The 15,910-nt window shown below is 44.1% G+C and carries 17 protein-coding genes; 5 read left to right on the plus strand and 12 right to left on the minus strand.

What is annotated here, in order from left to right:
- Positions 1-40 precede the first annotated feature (40 nt).
- A complete protein-coding gene (locus B9N86_RS21560; protein ID WP_208915190.1) occupies positions 41-685 on the plus strand; it encodes a hypothetical protein in 645 nt (214 codons plus the stop codon).
- 97 nt (positions 686-782) lie between these two features.
- Here B9N86_RS21560 and B9N86_RS21565 read toward each other — a convergent pair whose 3' ends face one another.
- The 12 genes from B9N86_RS21565 to B9N86_RS21620 form a co-directional block, all read right to left on the minus strand.
- Positions 783-1,229 carry a zinc-ribbon domain-containing protein gene (locus B9N86_RS21565; RefSeq protein ID WP_244562789.1) on the minus strand — a complete coding sequence of 149 codons (447 nt, stop codon included), beginning with the start codon at positions 1,227-1,229 and terminating at the stop codon, positions 783-785.
- Positions 1,230-1,402: 173 nt separating this feature from the next.
- Positions 1,403-2,185 (minus strand): HAD family hydrolase, encoded by a 783-nt coding sequence (locus B9N86_RS21570; RefSeq protein WP_208915192.1) that lies wholly within the window; start codon positions 2,183-2,185, stop codon positions 1,403-1,405.
- A gap of 119 nt (positions 2,186-2,304) precedes the next feature.
- Positions 2,305-2,919 carry a histidine phosphatase family protein gene (locus tag B9N86_RS21575; protein ID WP_208915193.1) on the minus strand — a complete coding sequence of 205 codons (615 nt, stop codon included), beginning with the start codon at positions 2,917-2,919 and terminating at the stop codon, positions 2,305-2,307.
- Positions 2,920-2,990: 71 nt separating this feature from the next.
- Entirely contained in the window at positions 2,991-3,764 is a 774-nt protein-coding gene (locus tag B9N86_RS21580) for a GNAT family N-acetyltransferase (protein WP_208915194.1), read from the minus strand.
- Positions 3,765-3,830: 66 nt separating this feature from the next.
- A complete protein-coding gene (locus B9N86_RS21585) occupies positions 3,831-4,460 on the minus strand; it encodes a response regulator transcription factor (protein WP_208915195.1) in 630 nt (209 codons plus the stop codon).
- Positions 4,429-6,783 carry a sensor histidine kinase gene (locus B9N86_RS21590; RefSeq protein WP_210190603.1) on the minus strand — a complete coding sequence of 785 codons (2,355 nt, stop codon included), beginning with the start codon at positions 6,781-6,783 and terminating at the stop codon, positions 4,429-4,431. Before B9N86_RS21590 ends, B9N86_RS21585 begins: the two co-directional genes overlap by 32 nt.
- A 36-nt stretch (positions 6,784-6,819) precedes the next feature.
- Positions 6,820-7,623: a CPBP family intramembrane glutamic endopeptidase gene (locus tag B9N86_RS21595; RefSeq protein WP_208915197.1), complete on the minus strand. Its 804-nt coding sequence runs from the start codon at positions 7,621-7,623 to the stop codon at positions 6,820-6,822.
- Between the two features lie 240 nt (positions 7,624-7,863).
- Positions 7,864-9,030 carry a bis-aminopropyl spermidine synthase family protein gene (locus tag B9N86_RS21600; protein ID WP_208915198.1) on the minus strand — a complete coding sequence of 389 codons (1,167 nt, stop codon included), beginning with the start codon at positions 9,028-9,030 and terminating at the stop codon, positions 7,864-7,866.
- Between the two features lie 515 nt (positions 9,031-9,545).
- Entirely contained in the window at positions 9,546-9,998 is a 453-nt protein-coding gene (locus B9N86_RS21605; protein WP_244562790.1) for a GNAT family N-acetyltransferase, read from the minus strand.
- Positions 9,999-10,009: 11 nt separating this feature from the next.
- Positions 10,010-10,567: a delta-aminolevulinic acid dehydratase gene (locus tag B9N86_RS21610; protein ID WP_208915199.1), complete on the minus strand. Its 558-nt coding sequence runs from the start codon at positions 10,565-10,567 to the stop codon at positions 10,010-10,012.
- Positions 10,568-10,596: 29 nt separating this feature from the next.
- Positions 10,597-11,427, minus strand: coding sequence for a GNAT family N-acetyltransferase (locus B9N86_RS21615; RefSeq protein ID WP_208915200.1), 831 nt, complete (start codon positions 11,425-11,427; stop codon positions 10,597-10,599).
- A 96-nt stretch (positions 11,428-11,523) separates the two neighbouring features.
- Positions 11,524-11,979: a GNAT family N-acetyltransferase gene (locus tag B9N86_RS21620; protein ID WP_208915201.1), complete on the minus strand. Its 456-nt coding sequence runs from the start codon at positions 11,977-11,979 to the stop codon at positions 11,524-11,526.
- 549 nt (positions 11,980-12,528) lie between these two features.
- Here B9N86_RS21620 and B9N86_RS21625 point away from each other — a divergent pair.
- From B9N86_RS21625 to B9N86_RS21640, 4 genes are all read left to right on the plus strand, one after another.
- Complete coding sequence (locus tag B9N86_RS21625) at positions 12,529-12,876, plus strand: hypothetical protein (protein WP_208915202.1); 348 nt, start codon at positions 12,529-12,531, stop codon at positions 12,874-12,876.
- Between the two features lie 179 nt (positions 12,877-13,055).
- Positions 13,056-13,550, plus strand: a complete 495-nt coding sequence (locus B9N86_RS21630; protein ID WP_208915203.1) for a cation:proton antiporter regulatory subunit — start codon at positions 13,056-13,058, stop codon at positions 13,548-13,550.
- 4 nt (positions 13,551-13,554) lie between these two features.
- Entirely contained in the window at positions 13,555-14,796 is a 1,242-nt protein-coding gene (locus B9N86_RS21635; RefSeq protein ID WP_208915204.1) for a cation:proton antiporter, read from the plus strand.
- A gap of 114 nt (positions 14,797-14,910) precedes the next feature.
- Positions 14,911-15,792 carry a YitT family protein gene (locus tag B9N86_RS21640; RefSeq protein WP_208915205.1) on the plus strand — a complete coding sequence of 294 codons (882 nt, stop codon included), beginning with the start codon at positions 14,911-14,913 and terminating at the stop codon, positions 15,790-15,792.
- The last annotated feature ends 118 nt before the right edge of the window (positions 15,793-15,910 follow it).

The following is a 15,910-nucleotide window of genomic DNA, read 5'->3' on the forward strand; positions in this document are numbered from 1 at the left end:
CCCCGACATTAACGAATAAAAATTACAGGGGGATTGACCGGTGAAAATTTCTGACCGTTTGTTAAGACGCTATCTTGAACACGTTTATTGGATTTGTGGCGGCCCATGTGGAGGCAAAAGCACCATGACACGTATGATTTCCTCCAAGTGGGGGATGAAGTGCTATTCTTCTGATGACCAAACCTTTAATTATCAGCAGAAAGCTAACCCTCAGGACCATCCTGCCATATTAAGACATTTTGTGGATTGGGAATGGTACTTTTTAGGAAAAGACAACGATAGAAATCAGTGGCTCAATACGGCGTTCGAGGAAAGCGTTGAATTTATCATTTTAGATCTTCTTCAAATGGGCAGCGAAAAGCCTATCATTGTTGATACTGACATCGCACCGGATTTTCTTAAATCCATTGCAGACAACAATCGGATTGCGTATGTATTTGCGGAAGATGACCTTATCCGAACGGATTACTTCAAGCGTGATCATGTAAAGGGTATGGAGGACATTTTTCCAACTTTATCGGAACCTGAACGTGCCAAAACTGAAACCTTAAATAATATAGTAAAAACCTCGAATCATTACTTACTGCAAGCTAAGCAACATGGGGTGCAATACTTTATTAGAAATACATCTACGACAAAAGAAGAGATGCTTTCCAAGATTGAAAAGCACTTTGGATTAGCTTAAAAAAGCGGTCACCGATTATTCGGTGGCCGTTTTTGTTGTTCTAGCCTCATCAATTTAACAGTTTTAGAATCGTATAGGCTATTTTAAAATTAATAACCTACTGATCTTCCTTCTTTTGTAACGGGTCAGGAACAACCAAAGTATCCCCATCATAGCCGGAACCTTCGTTCAATTCTATAACTTGAATCGGTTCAAGTTCAATTTCAAACGTATACCCGCATTTTGAACAGAATCGGTCATTGATTGACACCTGATTCCCGCAGGATTTACATATCTTTTCATCTCCCAGGTTTTTAATCTGCAGCAGGTTTTGTTCAATCTCCCACTTTAATTGCAAAATTTGATTGATTTGGGGTTTCAACTGCTCCTTCGTGAGCGGCCAGCTTCCTTCTTCTATTGAATCAAAGACAAGCTTGCCGATCTCTTGATACTGCTCTTCAATATCACTCTTTTTGCTGTTATTCTGCAGCTTCAAGCGATTGATATCGACTAAGGTCTTTGCTTTGCTGCCGGCCTCTGCAACTCCGGCTTTGAATTTATCCATAAAACTCATGAGAACGCCCCTTTCTTCCTTAAACCTTTATCATAACTTCTGTTCTAATACGAGAACTATAGATCATCCGTTCCATCCCATTATAATGTCACTGCATTCTCACCTCAAAAAACCTGCTCTACAGCGACGTTACACCGTCATTCTATAGTACAAGTTCCGCTAACCTACCTCTTTTTAATGTCCAAACAATGAAATAATTCCTCAAGATCCCGAATGACGTAGTTCGGTTGATACGATTGAGGCAGTCGCATACCAGCTAGCTGCGGATTTTCTCTAGCCGCAAGTCCCTCCAGAACAGGCCCCAAACCTATGTGATCCGCACGCTGTTTTGGCGATAATCCGAGCAATTCCTCCGGTAAATCCCGATGAATTAATACCGACACAACGCCAAGCTGATTCGCAATCGTGACATCATGGTCCAACCGGTCACCCACATGTGCAACCAATTCACCCTCTGACAATAGGCTGTCGAGCATACGTATGTTTGGCTTCGCATAACCGGTACGCTCCGGCGTCACAATCACATCAAGCCATTCCGTTAATCCGAGCGCCTTCATCACCGGATATTGGTACTTGTAATAACCGTTCGTTACAGCTGCCAGATCATATCCTTCCTCTTTAAGCCGTCGTAATGCAGGAATGACCGTGTCGTCTAATAGATATACCTTAGGCTCTACCGAATGAGTGACCACCAGCGCCTCGATGTCAATCTCTCGTGTCAGCCCCAACTCCTGAATGAGTTGCCTTACAAGATCATCCCAGTCGTACGCAGCCACTATTTGCTCATTCCTAAGCATTTGCTGGTGTGCATGAAACAATCGCTTTTTGGCATCACAGCTGTATTTCAATTCCTCGGATAACAAAGTCTCGACCTCTGGAAAAATCCAGGCGTCAAACGGATTTTGCATTAATGTACCGTCAAGATCAAACGTAATCCATTTTTTCATCTTAAGTCTTCACCGCCCCTGCCATTAAACCCTCAATTATCCATTCTTTATCATATTCCCTGAGCAAGATCAGCATGTCAAGCGGGATCATTCCTTTTTCGGTAGTCTTGAGGCTGGTCTCAACGGATATGGTCTGTTGAATTTTCCAAAGTAAGCTCCCATTCCCCTCCGCGATACTCAACCTTATGAAGTCCTGTGTTCGCTGCAGCTATAAACGTGTTCTTATTGCTCCACTCGATGTTTTTTACAATATGATAAATAATATTGATAACCCCACCGTGAGTTACCACCATTACATTCTCGGTATGGTCTGTGTTTGTCTGATTTTGGCATAAGGTTGTGAATGCTTCTGTAATTCTTCTGAAATTTTCTATGGGACTCTCACCCCCTGGATACCTTTCATCCATTCTTAAACTTGAAAAATACAAACCAGGATATTTCTCCTCAGCTAATGCATTGGGCATTCCAGCCAGAAGACCATTATTGGTTTCCCGCCAATCTTCTGAGATGGTGGTCGGCAGATTAAGTTGCTTCGCAATGATAGTAGATGTTTGAAGAGCCCTCTTCAAATCGCTGGTTATGATTCGTTCGATATTAAATCGATCATTATTTTGAAGCAAATACTGTCCCAATCGCTCTGACTGTTGTATTCCTTCTTGAGTGAGCCCCCGGTTACTCCAGCCTCCACGAAATCCAGGTTCATCATTGCCATGCCTAACCAGATAGATAGCCACTTTAGGCCCTCCCTTTGAATGATACTTCGATTCGTAATGATATCTAAAATCTAAAGTAGTCGATGGACAAGTTACTCATGCAGCGAATTGATTTGTTTTAATCTTTTAATTACGGAATGAACGGTTAATCTATGAAAAGCAATCAGCTGCCCTTTATAAATAACAGAGTAAATACCGTATGGAGTAGGTGACATCTTCATCAATTCATCCCGATTGTTAAAATCGTAAATCTCTGCTTCAATACCTAGATGATTTGCACCTTCTAGCACATTGTTAGTGGCAATCTCTACATAAGGGCATTGGAAAGAACGCAAAATGGTTAGCTTATTAAACGGTTTGAGACGTTCGTCCCAATTTGTTGGAAAGTAAGGAGAATTAGAGTCATCATTAAATTGATGAACAAGTAACTCAAAACCAAATGGTGCTGTGTCAACGATTTTGAAGTTATTTCTAAGAAAGATGTCTTTACTTGGTGTCCAAGAGGTTTCGGAATTGGTCACAACGACAACTCCTTGTTTCCCCAGCTTTTGTGCATCTTCAAGGCATTTATGTATAAGTGTTGTGCCGTGTCCTTTTCCTGTGACGCTGACCCATAAGCAATGAATGACTAGATAATGATCTGCAGACACAACTCTATACGAGGACTCTGCTTCCGTGTATTCAATAAAACCTACTTGTTTTTGATTTTCAAACAATTGTACATATTTTAATCCTTCTTCAAATCTGTTCATTAACCATTTATTTTTGTTTGTATATCCTTCGGAATTTTTTTTGCTTCTGAGGCAGTAACTCCCCGTTCCCTCCAGCAGTTCATGATCCAATTCAATCAATTGAACATTTTCCAAGCGACTTCCCTCCCATGATTATATTCAACTACTACATCATAGTAATCATCAAACACTTCTCCTATATCATGAATCGTACACAGAAGAACCCACTATTCCTAGTTCATAGCCTTTGGCGACGGCACCCACCCGCGATTTGACGCCCAGCTTCTGAAGAATCGCCGTCAGATGGTATTCCACCGTCCGCTGGCTGACAGCCAGATCCCGGGCGATCTCCTTATTGCTCATTTCCTTAGCAACCCGAACCAGCACCTCACGTTCCGCAGGTGTAAGCTTGTCCTGCCCGGAAGCCATGAATAATCTCTCCGGCACCAGCATATGACCGGACATGCTCTGCCTCACAGCATTTATAATCTGTCCATATGAAGCCTGCTTGGATAAATAGGCGTTCACCCCAAGCTCGTAAGCCTTACGATAGAATTCATCGTAGGTATATCCGGACAGCATAATGATTTTCAGGGAAGAGCCGTACTCCTTCTTTAGTTGCTTTGTCAGTTCGAAGCCGTCCATATAGGGCAAGGAAACGTCCAGCACAAGCACGTCTGGTTTAGATAAACCGATTCGCTCAAGTAAGTGCCGAGGGTCTGTAAAGGTTTCGAGCACGCGGATATCCTTTTCTTGCTCCAGACGGCTTCTCAACGCATCCATTACTAGAGGATGATCGTCAAGCAAAATCACTCTGGTACTGTCTTTCATGTTTTTCTCCCTCCCGTTGCTCATGATGCTGGGGCCGCAGCCGCAGCGTAATGAGGGCTCCCTTTCCCGGTTTGGACTGGATGTCCATCTCACCGCCAAGATAACCGATCTGGCTGTTAACGGAGATGAGTCCGAGATGTCCACCGTCAATGGAGGCGATATGGTCAGGAAAGGCGGTTGCGTCGAAGCCCTTGCCGTCATCGCTTACAACGCAACATATCACCCCAATTGGCTCCAGATTTAAGTAGACATCAAGCCGACTGGCTTCGGCATGCTTTAGCACATTGTGGACTAGTTCACGGATTATCCGAAACAGATTGGATTTCAAAATCGGGTCAGGTGGAGGGGCTTCTGCATGCCAATGATAATGAAGCGATACGTTCAGGCCGCCTTTCTCTCCGGCTGTCCGCAGCAGCCATCGCAGGGACTCCTCCAGATCCGCCTTATCCACAATATGCGGATACAGCTCATCACACAACACCCGAATCTCCTGCTGGGAATCATAGACGCATTTCAGCCATGCGGCTACCCGCTTGGAATCCACTCGTCCCTGATCCGCCAGTTCCTCTAGATCCCGCGACAAGAAGATCAAATTTTGCAGCAGGTGGTCATGCAGAGCATAAGAAAGGCGGATACGTTCGGCTTGCTGGGCCTCCAGCAGTAGGCGATTCGTCTGACGGATATCGCTGACATGACGTTCAAAAGCTGCGTTTTGCTCCTTGGTGCGTTGAAATTCCTTGTGGAGTCCGACCAACAGCCTGGTATTGGTCAGCAGCCGCACTGCTTCTACACAAATTTCGTCAATTAACCCTTTCTCCTCCGCGGAGAACATAGACAAATTGCGCTTGGGTCCCATGCACAGATACCCTTTGCCTCCCTTTTCCGCATGACTGGCAATGGAAGCGACATATTCAAAATCAAAGTTCCTTTCCCAAAAGCTTCGCTCCATCCAGCACGCGTCTTCTCCGGTTCCGGTGTACTCATATTTGCCTGTGCCATGTACAACCGGTCGTGTCCCTTCCTCATCCTGCCATATGACACAAATCCCTTCCACATCCACAATATGGTGCAACGCCTCGCTCATCAGACTGAGAATATCCTGGATATTCCGGGTCTTTGCCACCTGAATGGACAGCTTGAGTTTCTGTTGATCCAACCATTTCCTCCGCCCCTCCGCGCTCCTTTCCGACCGGTAAAGATGTTTCCGGTAAGCCCAGGTTCCGGCTGCAAATCCGCTAAATATAGCCACAACCCAAAGCGGATGTTTTGTTCGATATGCCAGGGAAAACAATAGAAATACGCCTCCGTAGTAGAGCGTATGGATGACCAGACGGGGAAGGTATACCTGCATATCCACCATGCTCCGTTTGTTCAGAACATACAGGAAAATGGCGGACAGCGGTACAAGGCCGCTGAGCGCGTATTCGGGAGCCAGAAAGTACCCGTCTCCCAACAAATCCGGGATCGCATATAAGAGCAGATAGGGCAGAAGGCTGAAGCCCAGCCCGGCAACCAGTACCAGGGCATGGTTCTTCTCTACCGAGTCCAACGACCTCCAATATAATCGGACCATAACCAGGATGAACAGCAACGTCAGCATGAAGACAAGATGCAGCGTCCCTCGAAGCCAGCTGGGAATCTCATTTTGGACCATCGCCCAAAGAGCGTAGCAGGAGAACAGTGCACAGAGGAGCCGAAAGACAAACAGAGCCTTTGTCCACATAAGAGGCACAGCACGCAGCACAAACGCGACACAGAAAGAGAGCAATAAATAAGGGAGCCAGATGGAGGATAATGCGAGAAGCAAATTCGACAAAGCCAATTCCGTAGAATATAAAGTTAGGATGACCAGCGCCATCACATAATTCATCATGGAGAATCGGCGAACCGTGTGCGAGCCGGGATTTTTACGGTATGCCAGCAAGCCAATGGCAAGTAGCAGCACTTCTAGCAGCATGGCCAACAAGCTTTTCCGTACATCGTCGCTTTCCGTTTCGATCCGCAATTCGTAGACGGAGCCATCACTACGCATGAATGCCGATGTAGTGGCCCTAACCAGAGAAGCCTGCGTCTTGCCAGCAAACCATGTTTCCGCTGGCATGCCGTCAACTATCAATGCACGATCTCCCCTGTCCACTTGCCCTTGTGCCGCTTTGCCCGAAGGGTCCACACTGCTTACCCTCCAGCCTATTTCATCGTGTTCAAGTACCGCTCCGATATAAGGATGCCGAATCGTCTCCAGGTGAATATACACGGCCATAACGAGAAATCCAGCAAGCAGGGCCGCGGCAAACAAGGGAAGCTTCATTTTTAGGGAAGGCATTCGCAGATTCCTCTCTCTTTCAATTGCAAAAAAGGATTATACTCCAACTAGATAGAGCGTAACAGCACCCCATACCGTGTTGATATAGACATGAAACAAAATAGCTCCGTAAAGGTTTTTCCGCAGCTTGACCAGAATTTCACACGGAATGATAACTGCCAGTGGGATAAATGCCCAATTTATCGGCGCTTGCCACATATGATAGAACTGGAACAGCACGCTGAGAATCAGCCAGTCGTAACGAAGTCGACCGATTTTTTTCAGCAAATATCCACGGAAATATATTTCCTCCCCGATAAAATTCCCAATAAGCCCGATGACCAGCAACGGCCAAGGAAAATCATAATAACCCTGCCGGTAAATATGCCACTCCCCCATATGAAACACAGGCATCTGGTCCAGAAATGTCGATAAAGGCGGAAAAATCCATTTCATATAGGGCAGCGACAGGAGAGTAAACAAGACGGTGATAATCGGTAAAATAACAAGCAGTCCCCTGGTATCCCATTTTCTGAACCCTAGATAAACCAGAGACTGCTTAAAGGTAAGTTTATCCACAAATTTTAGCATGAATAATGGGAAAAGAATATGCCAGCCGCTGGCCATAATTGCCAAAACAAGAAATTGTACGTAGTGGCTGGATAGCCCAGTAAGCGACATAAGCAGGGGACGAAGTGGATAAATGAGCAAATAGACCAACAAACCAGGTAAGACGGCGTAAGACAAATACAGTAGTATCTCCTTGCGGCTTTTCGCCTCATGCTGATGAATAAAGCTCTCGTATTCAGGGTCCGATTTCACAAAAAATGCCGCAATTTTACGAGTCCATTCGGTTTTCATAATTAACGCTCCTCAGTCGGGGTAATTTACACACAAGGAGCATACCAAGGAATCAAAGTCCCGGTATCCGTATCCGGCGCCGAATATGGAGGGAGTCACGCATTGTTTTGGCGCGATCACGCAAGATAGGTTGTAAAAGAGCAGGCTGCCTACCGCGGCGCCTGCTCTTTTTTGTACTTGATTCAACTGCAGTTTACCGATCTATAGCAATCGACGCCTCACAAGATCAGGTGAAGCAAGCTACGCATTCTTTTTAGCAATCAATGTAAAGGTATCATTTTCGCAATGGGGGCATCCCTGATTTTTCAAATCCTCGATCGTATGATATTCGCCCTGAATACCAACAAGCAGAGATCCGTGGCACTGCTTACATTGGTATGTGCGTAATGTTCGCTTTACCTCACCTGTATAGAGCGCATCCTCAAAAGAGCTCGTAACATTGGGCGCTGTCAACTCCGTCGTCTTGAGAATGATCATTTGTCCACTATTGCCAATCATCTGTGCTCCTTCATACTTGTTGAAATGCGGAATAATCTCTCGTAGTGACAAGCCCATACGTACAAGCTCCCGCAGTATTGCCAAATTATAGTCAGGGGATTTATGTGCGTATGACAAAAAAATCGGCAATCCCTTCTCTTTTTTCAACGCGCTTATCCCGCGAGAAACGAACAACGTCATACCTTGCAGCGTATAAGGCGGATCCGTGAAAAAGCAATCGTATTGTCCACATAATTTCTTTGGAAGTGGCTGGCGCAAATCCAGACTGCGGCATATCACCTCTATTCCCTCCTGCTCAGCTGTGTTACGAATATACTGTAAAAATCGCTCATCAACATCGACGACGGTTATCAAAGCTCTTTGATTCCTTATGTTCGGAAATAATCGTTTGATTAAAAAACCAAGCGATATACTGACCAGGTCGTCATCACCAACACATAAGATTTTCTTTCCGATCAGCGCATGCTCCCTCAGGCACAGAATGGCCCGACGCAAGCTCGTTTCTACTGTACATTTGGACTGATCAATCTGCACATTAACTTGTGGCCGTTGCTGAAATATGTCCGTGAGTAATTGTAACAGATCCGAAAGCTCAGCCTTCCAGTTGGACTCATCGGCCATAAGTTTTTGATATAAGGCTTTGTCTAATCCATCATATCCCAACTCATCTTCAATAAATGTAACGCCTTTAGGCGTACAACGAACCCCGCCATCCTGTGTCAGAGCACCTGCCTTTATGAGTTCCTTCTTAATCGCTGTTGCAACTGGAACAGGCAGAAACGTCTTTTTGGCAAGTTCTTTTGTGGAAATTCCAGGCTGTATATAGCACTCCACTAACAGCTGCTCAATGACCCACGATCCCTCTTGAAGATGTACGTTTGCATTTGCTTCTGCGATATAATTTTTCATGGTAATCCCTCTCTTATCATCGATTTTGTTATGCTTCTGTTACCTTAGAAAAGAACACACGCCATCCAAGCAGTTAAACGTTCATTGTTATGCCAAATAAAAAAAGGGACAGAAAATGAACGTATAGTCCATCTTCTGTCCCTTTTGGGGATTGGCTGACTGCTCCATCGACTTTTGTCAAAATGACAAAAACGATGAACAAAACCTGTTTTTTACATTATTGCAAAAAACAAAGCCGTGCTTAAGAGCACGGCTGTTTGCAGTCGATTGTATATGGATGGCCGTAGTGTTCTTAACTAATTTCGATTCATCCATTGGTTTCCATAACAAATATACCACTCTAAAAGTGGATTTTTGCTAAAGTAAACGGATGAATCATATGAAATTTGGTTAGTTAAGAACAAATGCCGACATCAAGACAACTCCTATTTTTTAAAGTTATAACCGATTATAAATGGAAATGATTAGACAATCAAGTGCAATCGAAGCGTATATCATTTTCTACTCCTTTTAGACTAGAAAACATTGTACATAAAAATAATATCTTTTTTCACCTCGAACCCATGCTTATTATAAAACTTCTCAGCAGGAAGATCCCTTTCTGTAAGCAGCACAATACAATGAATATTTCTGGATGCCAGCTCTGTTTTAATGTCATTCATCAGCTGCGAGCCCACCCCGCTATGCTGTAGATCGTTATCAATAAAATATTCATGAATGTGGTACTCTTCCCCCGCATACCAGCTCTTGGTATGCCCAAAACTCGCACCTATGATTTTATCATTCTGCTCGATAACAAACCCGATAAATACAGGATTATTTATAAATTCCAGAAGATATTTTTGTACGTGCTGGATTGATTCCCATTGATCATTCCATGGTTCGCCATTAAAAATCTTTAAAAATAGGTGTGAACATTGTTCAAGATCTGATGTGACCATTAATCTTGTTTTCAATTGTATACTCACTCTTCTCTAGTTTAGTCACTATTTTCATAAATTTGGTACATCAACATTTCCTCATCCATTGTTTTTGCTATCTGATGAGCTTCATTAACGCTTTTCTTATTCTGAATAACTTCATAGAAAAAGCGATAAACATACATAAGAGCAGCATTCCCGTCTGGATAATCATCCGGTCCGATATAGGTCTTGCATCCACGATCCAGGAATGCTTGCGCGAGCGTAGGAGCACCCAACATGCATCCATTGCCAATAACGATTTTCCCATCCAGTCTCACAAAGGTTCTAACATCGTCTGGGCCGAAATTTCCCCGTGGCTCATCTGCCTCATAGACGTCCTCACCAAGCTCCGGCATTATAAAACCATCTTCATCTCCGTGAAAATTTAAAACAATCATATCGGTATCAGGGTAGAGATCATTACCGGACAATACATCCATGAAGTCGCTCGGTCTGCCAATCCAATAAGTAAATACTCTTGCGCCAAAATATTCAAGTGTGTTACGTATAGCCTGGGAATCCAAATCGCAATCAGGACCGACAACCAATGCTACATTCATTACAGGTTTGCTCATATATTTCCTCCTGGTGATATCCTCATAATTTAAAATTCAAACTCAAATGTTTTACACTTCGACTCAAACTCGAAACCTAGTTTCTTTCCTAATTGATAGGATTCCTCGTTCGTCTCCATTGTTGACCAGCGCGGTACAAATCCATTTTCGATACAATGCTCCAAATACGCCGCGCATGCCAACGTTGCTAGTCCTTTATTCATCTCTTCTTCATCGTATGTTTCCACACTAATCTCATGATCTTTTTCGTAGACACAGCAGGATAAGCACGCACTAATAATGCTATTTCCTTTCATTACACAATAACCGAAGCTCAGACTTAGAAAATCATCTACCGAGTACCAAAATTCATTCAAAACTTCAGACAAGATTTCATCGGGGTCATTCTGAATGACTTCCAAATCGATTTTTTTAAGGATGTATCCCTCTGGCAAAGGTTTGTAGCTGGTCTTGAGGGTATTGAACTTCTCACGATTCAATTGGAAATAAAATTCATAATCCGGTTCATACTCCCTATGCGAAATAACCTCTTCAACGGTTCTCTCCCAAGTATCATCCGACACCACGGCAATAAAATAAGTGCCTCCACATGATTCATGCGTATCTATTTTCAATTGGTTATCAATAAACTCACGCAGATGGCTAATAAATTGTTCATTGGCTGCATCTCCAATAAACATGCTAATGACGCCCGTTTGATCGACCAACGCCGTACGGGGTTGATTCACATCATCCACGTAAATTGTTCCTCTATTCGTCCCATTAATAATCGCATTTAGGGTCAGATCGTTTTGTTGTTCGGGTGTTTGCAGTAGCGCCCTTACCTTCGGATAATCCTTCTTATCAAGTTTATAGATCATTTATCTTAAGCTCCTACTCTTAAAAAATCTCTCCCTTACTACGGGTTGGGTAGTTTGATGTCCTCACACTAATTCATCTAACCACGGATTCTACTTCTAAAATCTGAGTACTAACCCCGTCTCATCACCAAAGGTTTCTCCGTTCGGTGTAAACCCTAAGCTCAAGTAAAACCCCAAAGGGCTTCCTTCTCCCTCCCCACAACTTGCAACTACTTCATGGATTCCTTGTCCTTTTAAGTGTTCAATCAGTAATCCAATCGCCTGCTTTCCGTATCCTTTCCCTTGATGGGGCCCCGCGATCATAAAACGCCATAAATAGACTCCGCCATTATCTGTCCCTTCATCAGATCCCTGATCCAGCATGATAAAACCGATCGGTTCATCATCAGCATAGATGGCTCTGAACCATGCATTCTTAGAGAAATGAGCTTGAGCAATAGAAACCGCATTATCAGCAACCATTATTCGTTGAACCTCTGTAAGGGTGTTGCTTAATTGACAAATTTCAAGAACGGTATTTTCATCGATTTTTCGAAAATGAACATCTGGCATTGCCACCACTCCTTATCGTAATCAGATAATTCTCTTACATCTGCGGTGTTAAGCCGCAAACTTTCTTTGAAACAGGGAATCTTTCATGAGAGGATTCGAGTACGTTAGCCAAGGTACACGAGCCCGGTGTAGTCGGGATTTCACTGTACCTTGCAGGCTACCATTCCTTTACGCAAAGTAACGAGAGTTGGTTTCCAATATTTATGAACTCCTCCTTCTTCAAGCAAAAAAGACTCCCTGGGCAAGGGAGTCTTCACTGGAGCTCATCTGTTCATTTTAAAAAATGTGAACTTGAATCAGGCAACTTTGTTGTAGTCTGAAATATCAACCTCCAGCCGATTACTGCACCTAAAGTTGCCATCGTAACTTCACTCACGACAAGCCCGGTTCCGCCCGATTTCAAGAGCTCATTCAGACCGACCGACTTATCAAGAAGATTGTGGAAAATGTTTTGGTATTTTATAAAAATCATCAATCTCTTTTTGAGATCAATCTGGTTATGTGTTATGATGAATTGAGAAAGGTTGGATTGAAAGGAGGTGGGACGAAATGGAGCGAATTTACAACGTTTTACGAAATATTACAATGTTTGGAATCATGTTTTTGACTGCGTTTGTGCTGTACTTCCCGGTTCAGGATCAATACGTGAACGAGAACATTCAAGGTCGGTCTGTACACGAAACATATACGCATGTGAAGGCATCTGCTGTTCACAAGACTGCCCCTTCTTCATCCAAGCTGATTGCTGCGGGTAAAATTTTTATTGTCTTGTTTTGTTTTACAAGCCTTCTTATACTCCGTGTCCCTAGACCTCGACTGCCTTACTTGCCGGTCATCCTTTTACGACTCCGCCTTTTAATTTTATCCCCCATAAAATTCACCTCTACGTTTGTGTGACTTCTATATCCTCAGCGCGGTTTATACCTCGCGTTCTATTTACTTTTCTTCTACCCTTATGAGTTTCGTTATTTTTTCAATTTAACAATTTCTTCTTAAAAAATGGCCGAATACAGCAGGCTTATTTGAGTTCGCCGTTTTATTGACCAAAAAAGTGTATCTTTAGGAGGATTTAATCCATGTATGTACGTGAAAGTGATCTGCCGGGTATCGGAAAAAAGTATGTAGTTGAAACTCGTGGGGGAGATAAAGCTGTGATCATCCTGCATGATGATGGCCGACGTGAAATATACCATTTTAATTACGACGAGCCTGACGAAAGCATCTCCATGATATCAATGGATGATGATGAGGCACGGCAGCTTGCCGCCATCGTGGGCGGTCTAACTTATAAACCTAAAGCGCTTGAGACCATCGACATGGCTCTGGATGAGCTAATTATAGAATGGTACCGGATCGAACCCCATTACTATGGAATTGGAAAATCCATCGGAGAGCTTGGCGTGCGCCAGGCATCGGGAGCGACAATCATCGCGATTGTGGAAAGAAATCAGGGGAAACAGATTAACCCCGGTCCTGAAGTAGTCATCAAAGCTGACTCCACACTCGTTGTTGTTGGCGAACGTCAACAGCAGCGCTTGTTTAAACAAATTTTGCTGAATGGAAGTGGTTGAATAGATGAATCATCTTGTATTTGAAGTAGGATTAGCAATTGCTTTAATCGCTTTATCGGGGTTAATTTCTTCCAAACTCCGTTTTTCCGTCATCCCCTTCTATATTCTTATCGGGATGGCGGTTGGACCTCATGCTATGCAGTGGTGGCATTTTGACTTCCGATTTATCGAAAGTGCCCCGCTGATCGAATTTATGGGACGAATTGGCGTACTGTTCCTTCTGTTTTATCTCGGTCTGGAGTTTTCGGTCGGTCGCCTTATTAAATCCGGTCGCTCCATTGCCGTTGGTGGAAGCATTTATATCGGTATCAACTTTACACTTGGCCTCCTGATCGGTTTTATGTCTGGCTTTCCATTGGCCGAAACGCTTATCATTGCCGGTATAACAACCATTTCGTCCAGTGCGATTGTAGCCAAAGTGCTTGTCGATCTTAAACGGACTGCGAATTCGGAAACCGAAATGATACTTGGTATTATTATGTTTGAAGATGTATTCCTTGCCGTATATATTTCCATTCTTTCAGGACTTGTATTAAGCGGATCTTCCTCGCTTGGAGGCGTGCTGTTATCAGCCGTGATCGCACTCGGATTCATGCTGCTAGTGCTTATCATTGGACGCAAGGCAGTTCCCCTGCTGAATCGCTTGCTGAACATTCGTTCCAACGAATTGTTCTCACTCGTCGTATTCGCGTCACTGTTTCTACTGGCAGGTTTCTCTGAAACTATTCATGTGGCTGAAGCCATTGGAGCACTCCTCCTGGGACTGGTGCTGGCTGAAACCGATCATAGAGAACGAATTGAGCACCTCATCCTGCCTTTCCGTGATTTCTTTGGGGCGATTTTCTTCTTCAGCTTCGGATTAACGATTAATCCAATGGAGCTTGGCGGTGCTGTGTGGCTGTCACTCGCTGCAGTAGTCGTAACACTGATTGGTAATTACGCAGCAGGTATGCTCGCAGGACGAAGTGCAGGTTTATCTTCCAAAGCCTCTAACAACATTGGTTTGACGATCGTGTCGCGCGGAGAATTCTCGATAATATTAGCTAATCTGGGTAAAGCAGGTGGTCTGATGACCATCATTCAACCGTTCGCGGCATTGTATGTGTTAATCCTTGCTATTCTTGGACCTCTTTTAACAAAAGAATCCAAGCATGTCTACAATCTGCTGAACCGGGTGTTCAAGTTTAAGGATGCGCAGAAAAAGAAGCCTGATTCTATGGTTTTACATGAGGATGGTTCGGTTTAATCACTTTCCCACTTCATCATAAGCAAGTAGAAATGATGGTGTAATGGGGTGATTTAACCCGGGACATCGTCTCTCGTCTCCATTTATGTCAGAAAGGAGGAGTCAGTTAACCAAATGTCAAACCAACCGTTTCTTGCTCCAGACGGTACACCTGGCGATTCATATGTTATTTCACGCCGCAGGCGGTTATTTATGGTTATCATCGGAAGCATGATCGCTTCCTTTGGCCTGGATATGTTTCTTGTGCCGAACGGCTTCATCGCCGGAGGCCTTACAGGGATATCAGCCTTGGCCTATCAAGTAACCGGCCTGCAGACGGGTATGTTTCTTTTTCTGCTCAACCTGCCCTTGGTCATCTTTTTGTTCCGCCAAGCTAACCGGGATCTGGCACTCAGGGCTGCTGCAGGACTTACCGTGTTCTCGATCTGTTCCCTTCTGCTCCACCCGCTGCCGCCGCTCATCGAAGGCGGAGCGGCGGCAGCGGGGCTTGGTGGAATCTTTCTAGGCCTTGGCATTGGCATCGGTATCAAGCATGGGGCAGTACTGGATATGCTGTTGCACATGCCCAAAATACCGCCACCCATTATGGCGATAATCAACAGCATGCGCCTCTCGGGTGCAGGTATCGTCATCAATGTTCTTATCCTGTCCCTCGCAGGTTTGCTGCTCGGTTTGGAACAGGCTATGTATTCTGCTATCGCCTGCTTGATGGCCCTTGAGGCTGCTCGATTAGCGACTTCCGGCTATTCTCTGAAGCGAGAAGTTACCATTCATAGTTCTCACACTCAGGAAATCCGGAACCGTATAGATATGTTGCTCGGCAGAAAGTCCCTGCCCCTTCATATGACAGAAGGTGTAGACATACATCCCGATCAACAACAGGATCAGCTGCTTTACCAGATCCATCTGATGGAACTGACCAGGCTGAAATCGCTTGTAAGAATAATAGACCCGGAAGCTTTTATCACCGTGTCACCTTACCGGCGCAAACGATAGAAAGGAGCTGCTCCATAAGTCATCGAATACTTATGGGCGGCTCCTTTTCTTGTTTGTTGGAAGTTTTTCTTTCTATTAAATTCTAACGAAATAATAGTCATATTTTTACGATACTTAT

This window comes from Paenibacillus uliginis N3/975 (assembly GCF_900177425.1).
GTDB classification, from domain to species: Bacteria; Bacillota; Bacilli; order Paenibacillales; family Paenibacillaceae; genus Paenibacillus_AQ; species Paenibacillus_AQ uliginis.

Excerpts from the sequence above, each read along its gene's own strand:
- B9N86_RS21565 (WP_244562789.1), bottom strand. The coding sequence starts at position 1,229 with ATGGATAAATTCAAAGCCGGAGTTGCAGAGGCCGGCAGCAAAGCAAAG.
- B9N86_RS21570 (WP_208915192.1), bottom strand. The coding sequence starts at position 2,185 with ATGAAAAAATGGATTACGTTTGATCTTGACGGTACATTAATGCAAAAT.
- B9N86_RS21585 (WP_208915195.1), bottom strand. The coding sequence starts at position 4,460 with ATGAAAGACAGTACCAGAGTGATTTTGCTTGACGATCATCCTCTAGTA.
- B9N86_RS21590 (WP_210190603.1), bottom strand. The coding sequence starts at position 6,783 with ATGCCTTCCCTAAAAATGAAGCTTCCCTTGTTTGCCGCGGCCCTGCTT.
- B9N86_RS21595 (WP_208915197.1), bottom strand. The coding sequence starts at position 7,623 with ATGAAAACCGAATGGACTCGTAAAATTGCGGCATTTTTTGTGAAATCG.
- B9N86_RS21600 (WP_208915198.1), bottom strand. The coding sequence starts at position 9,030 with ATGAAAAATTATATCGCAGAAGCAAATGCAAACGTACATCTTCAAGAG.
- B9N86_RS21610 (WP_208915199.1), bottom strand. The coding sequence starts at position 10,567 with ATGAGCAAACCTGTAATGAATGTAGCATTGGTTGTCGGTCCTGATTGC.
- B9N86_RS21615 (WP_208915200.1), bottom strand. The coding sequence starts at position 11,427 with ATGATCTATAAACTTGATAAGAAGGATTATCCGAAGGTAAGGGCGCTA.
- B9N86_RS21620 (WP_208915201.1), bottom strand. The coding sequence starts at position 11,979 with ATGCCAGATGTTCATTTTCGAAAAATCGATGAAAATACCGTTCTTGAA.
- B9N86_RS21625 (WP_208915202.1), top strand. The coding sequence starts at position 12,529 with ATGGAGCGAATTTACAACGTTTTACGAAATATTACAATGTTTGGAATC.
- B9N86_RS21630 (WP_208915203.1), top strand. The coding sequence starts at position 13,056 with ATGTATGTACGTGAAAGTGATCTGCCGGGTATCGGAAAAAAGTATGTA.
- B9N86_RS21635 (WP_208915204.1), top strand. The coding sequence starts at position 13,555 with ATGAATCATCTTGTATTTGAAGTAGGATTAGCAATTGCTTTAATCGCT.
- B9N86_RS21640 (WP_208915205.1), top strand. The coding sequence starts at position 14,911 with ATGTCAAACCAACCGTTTCTTGCTCCAGACGGTACACCTGGCGATTCA.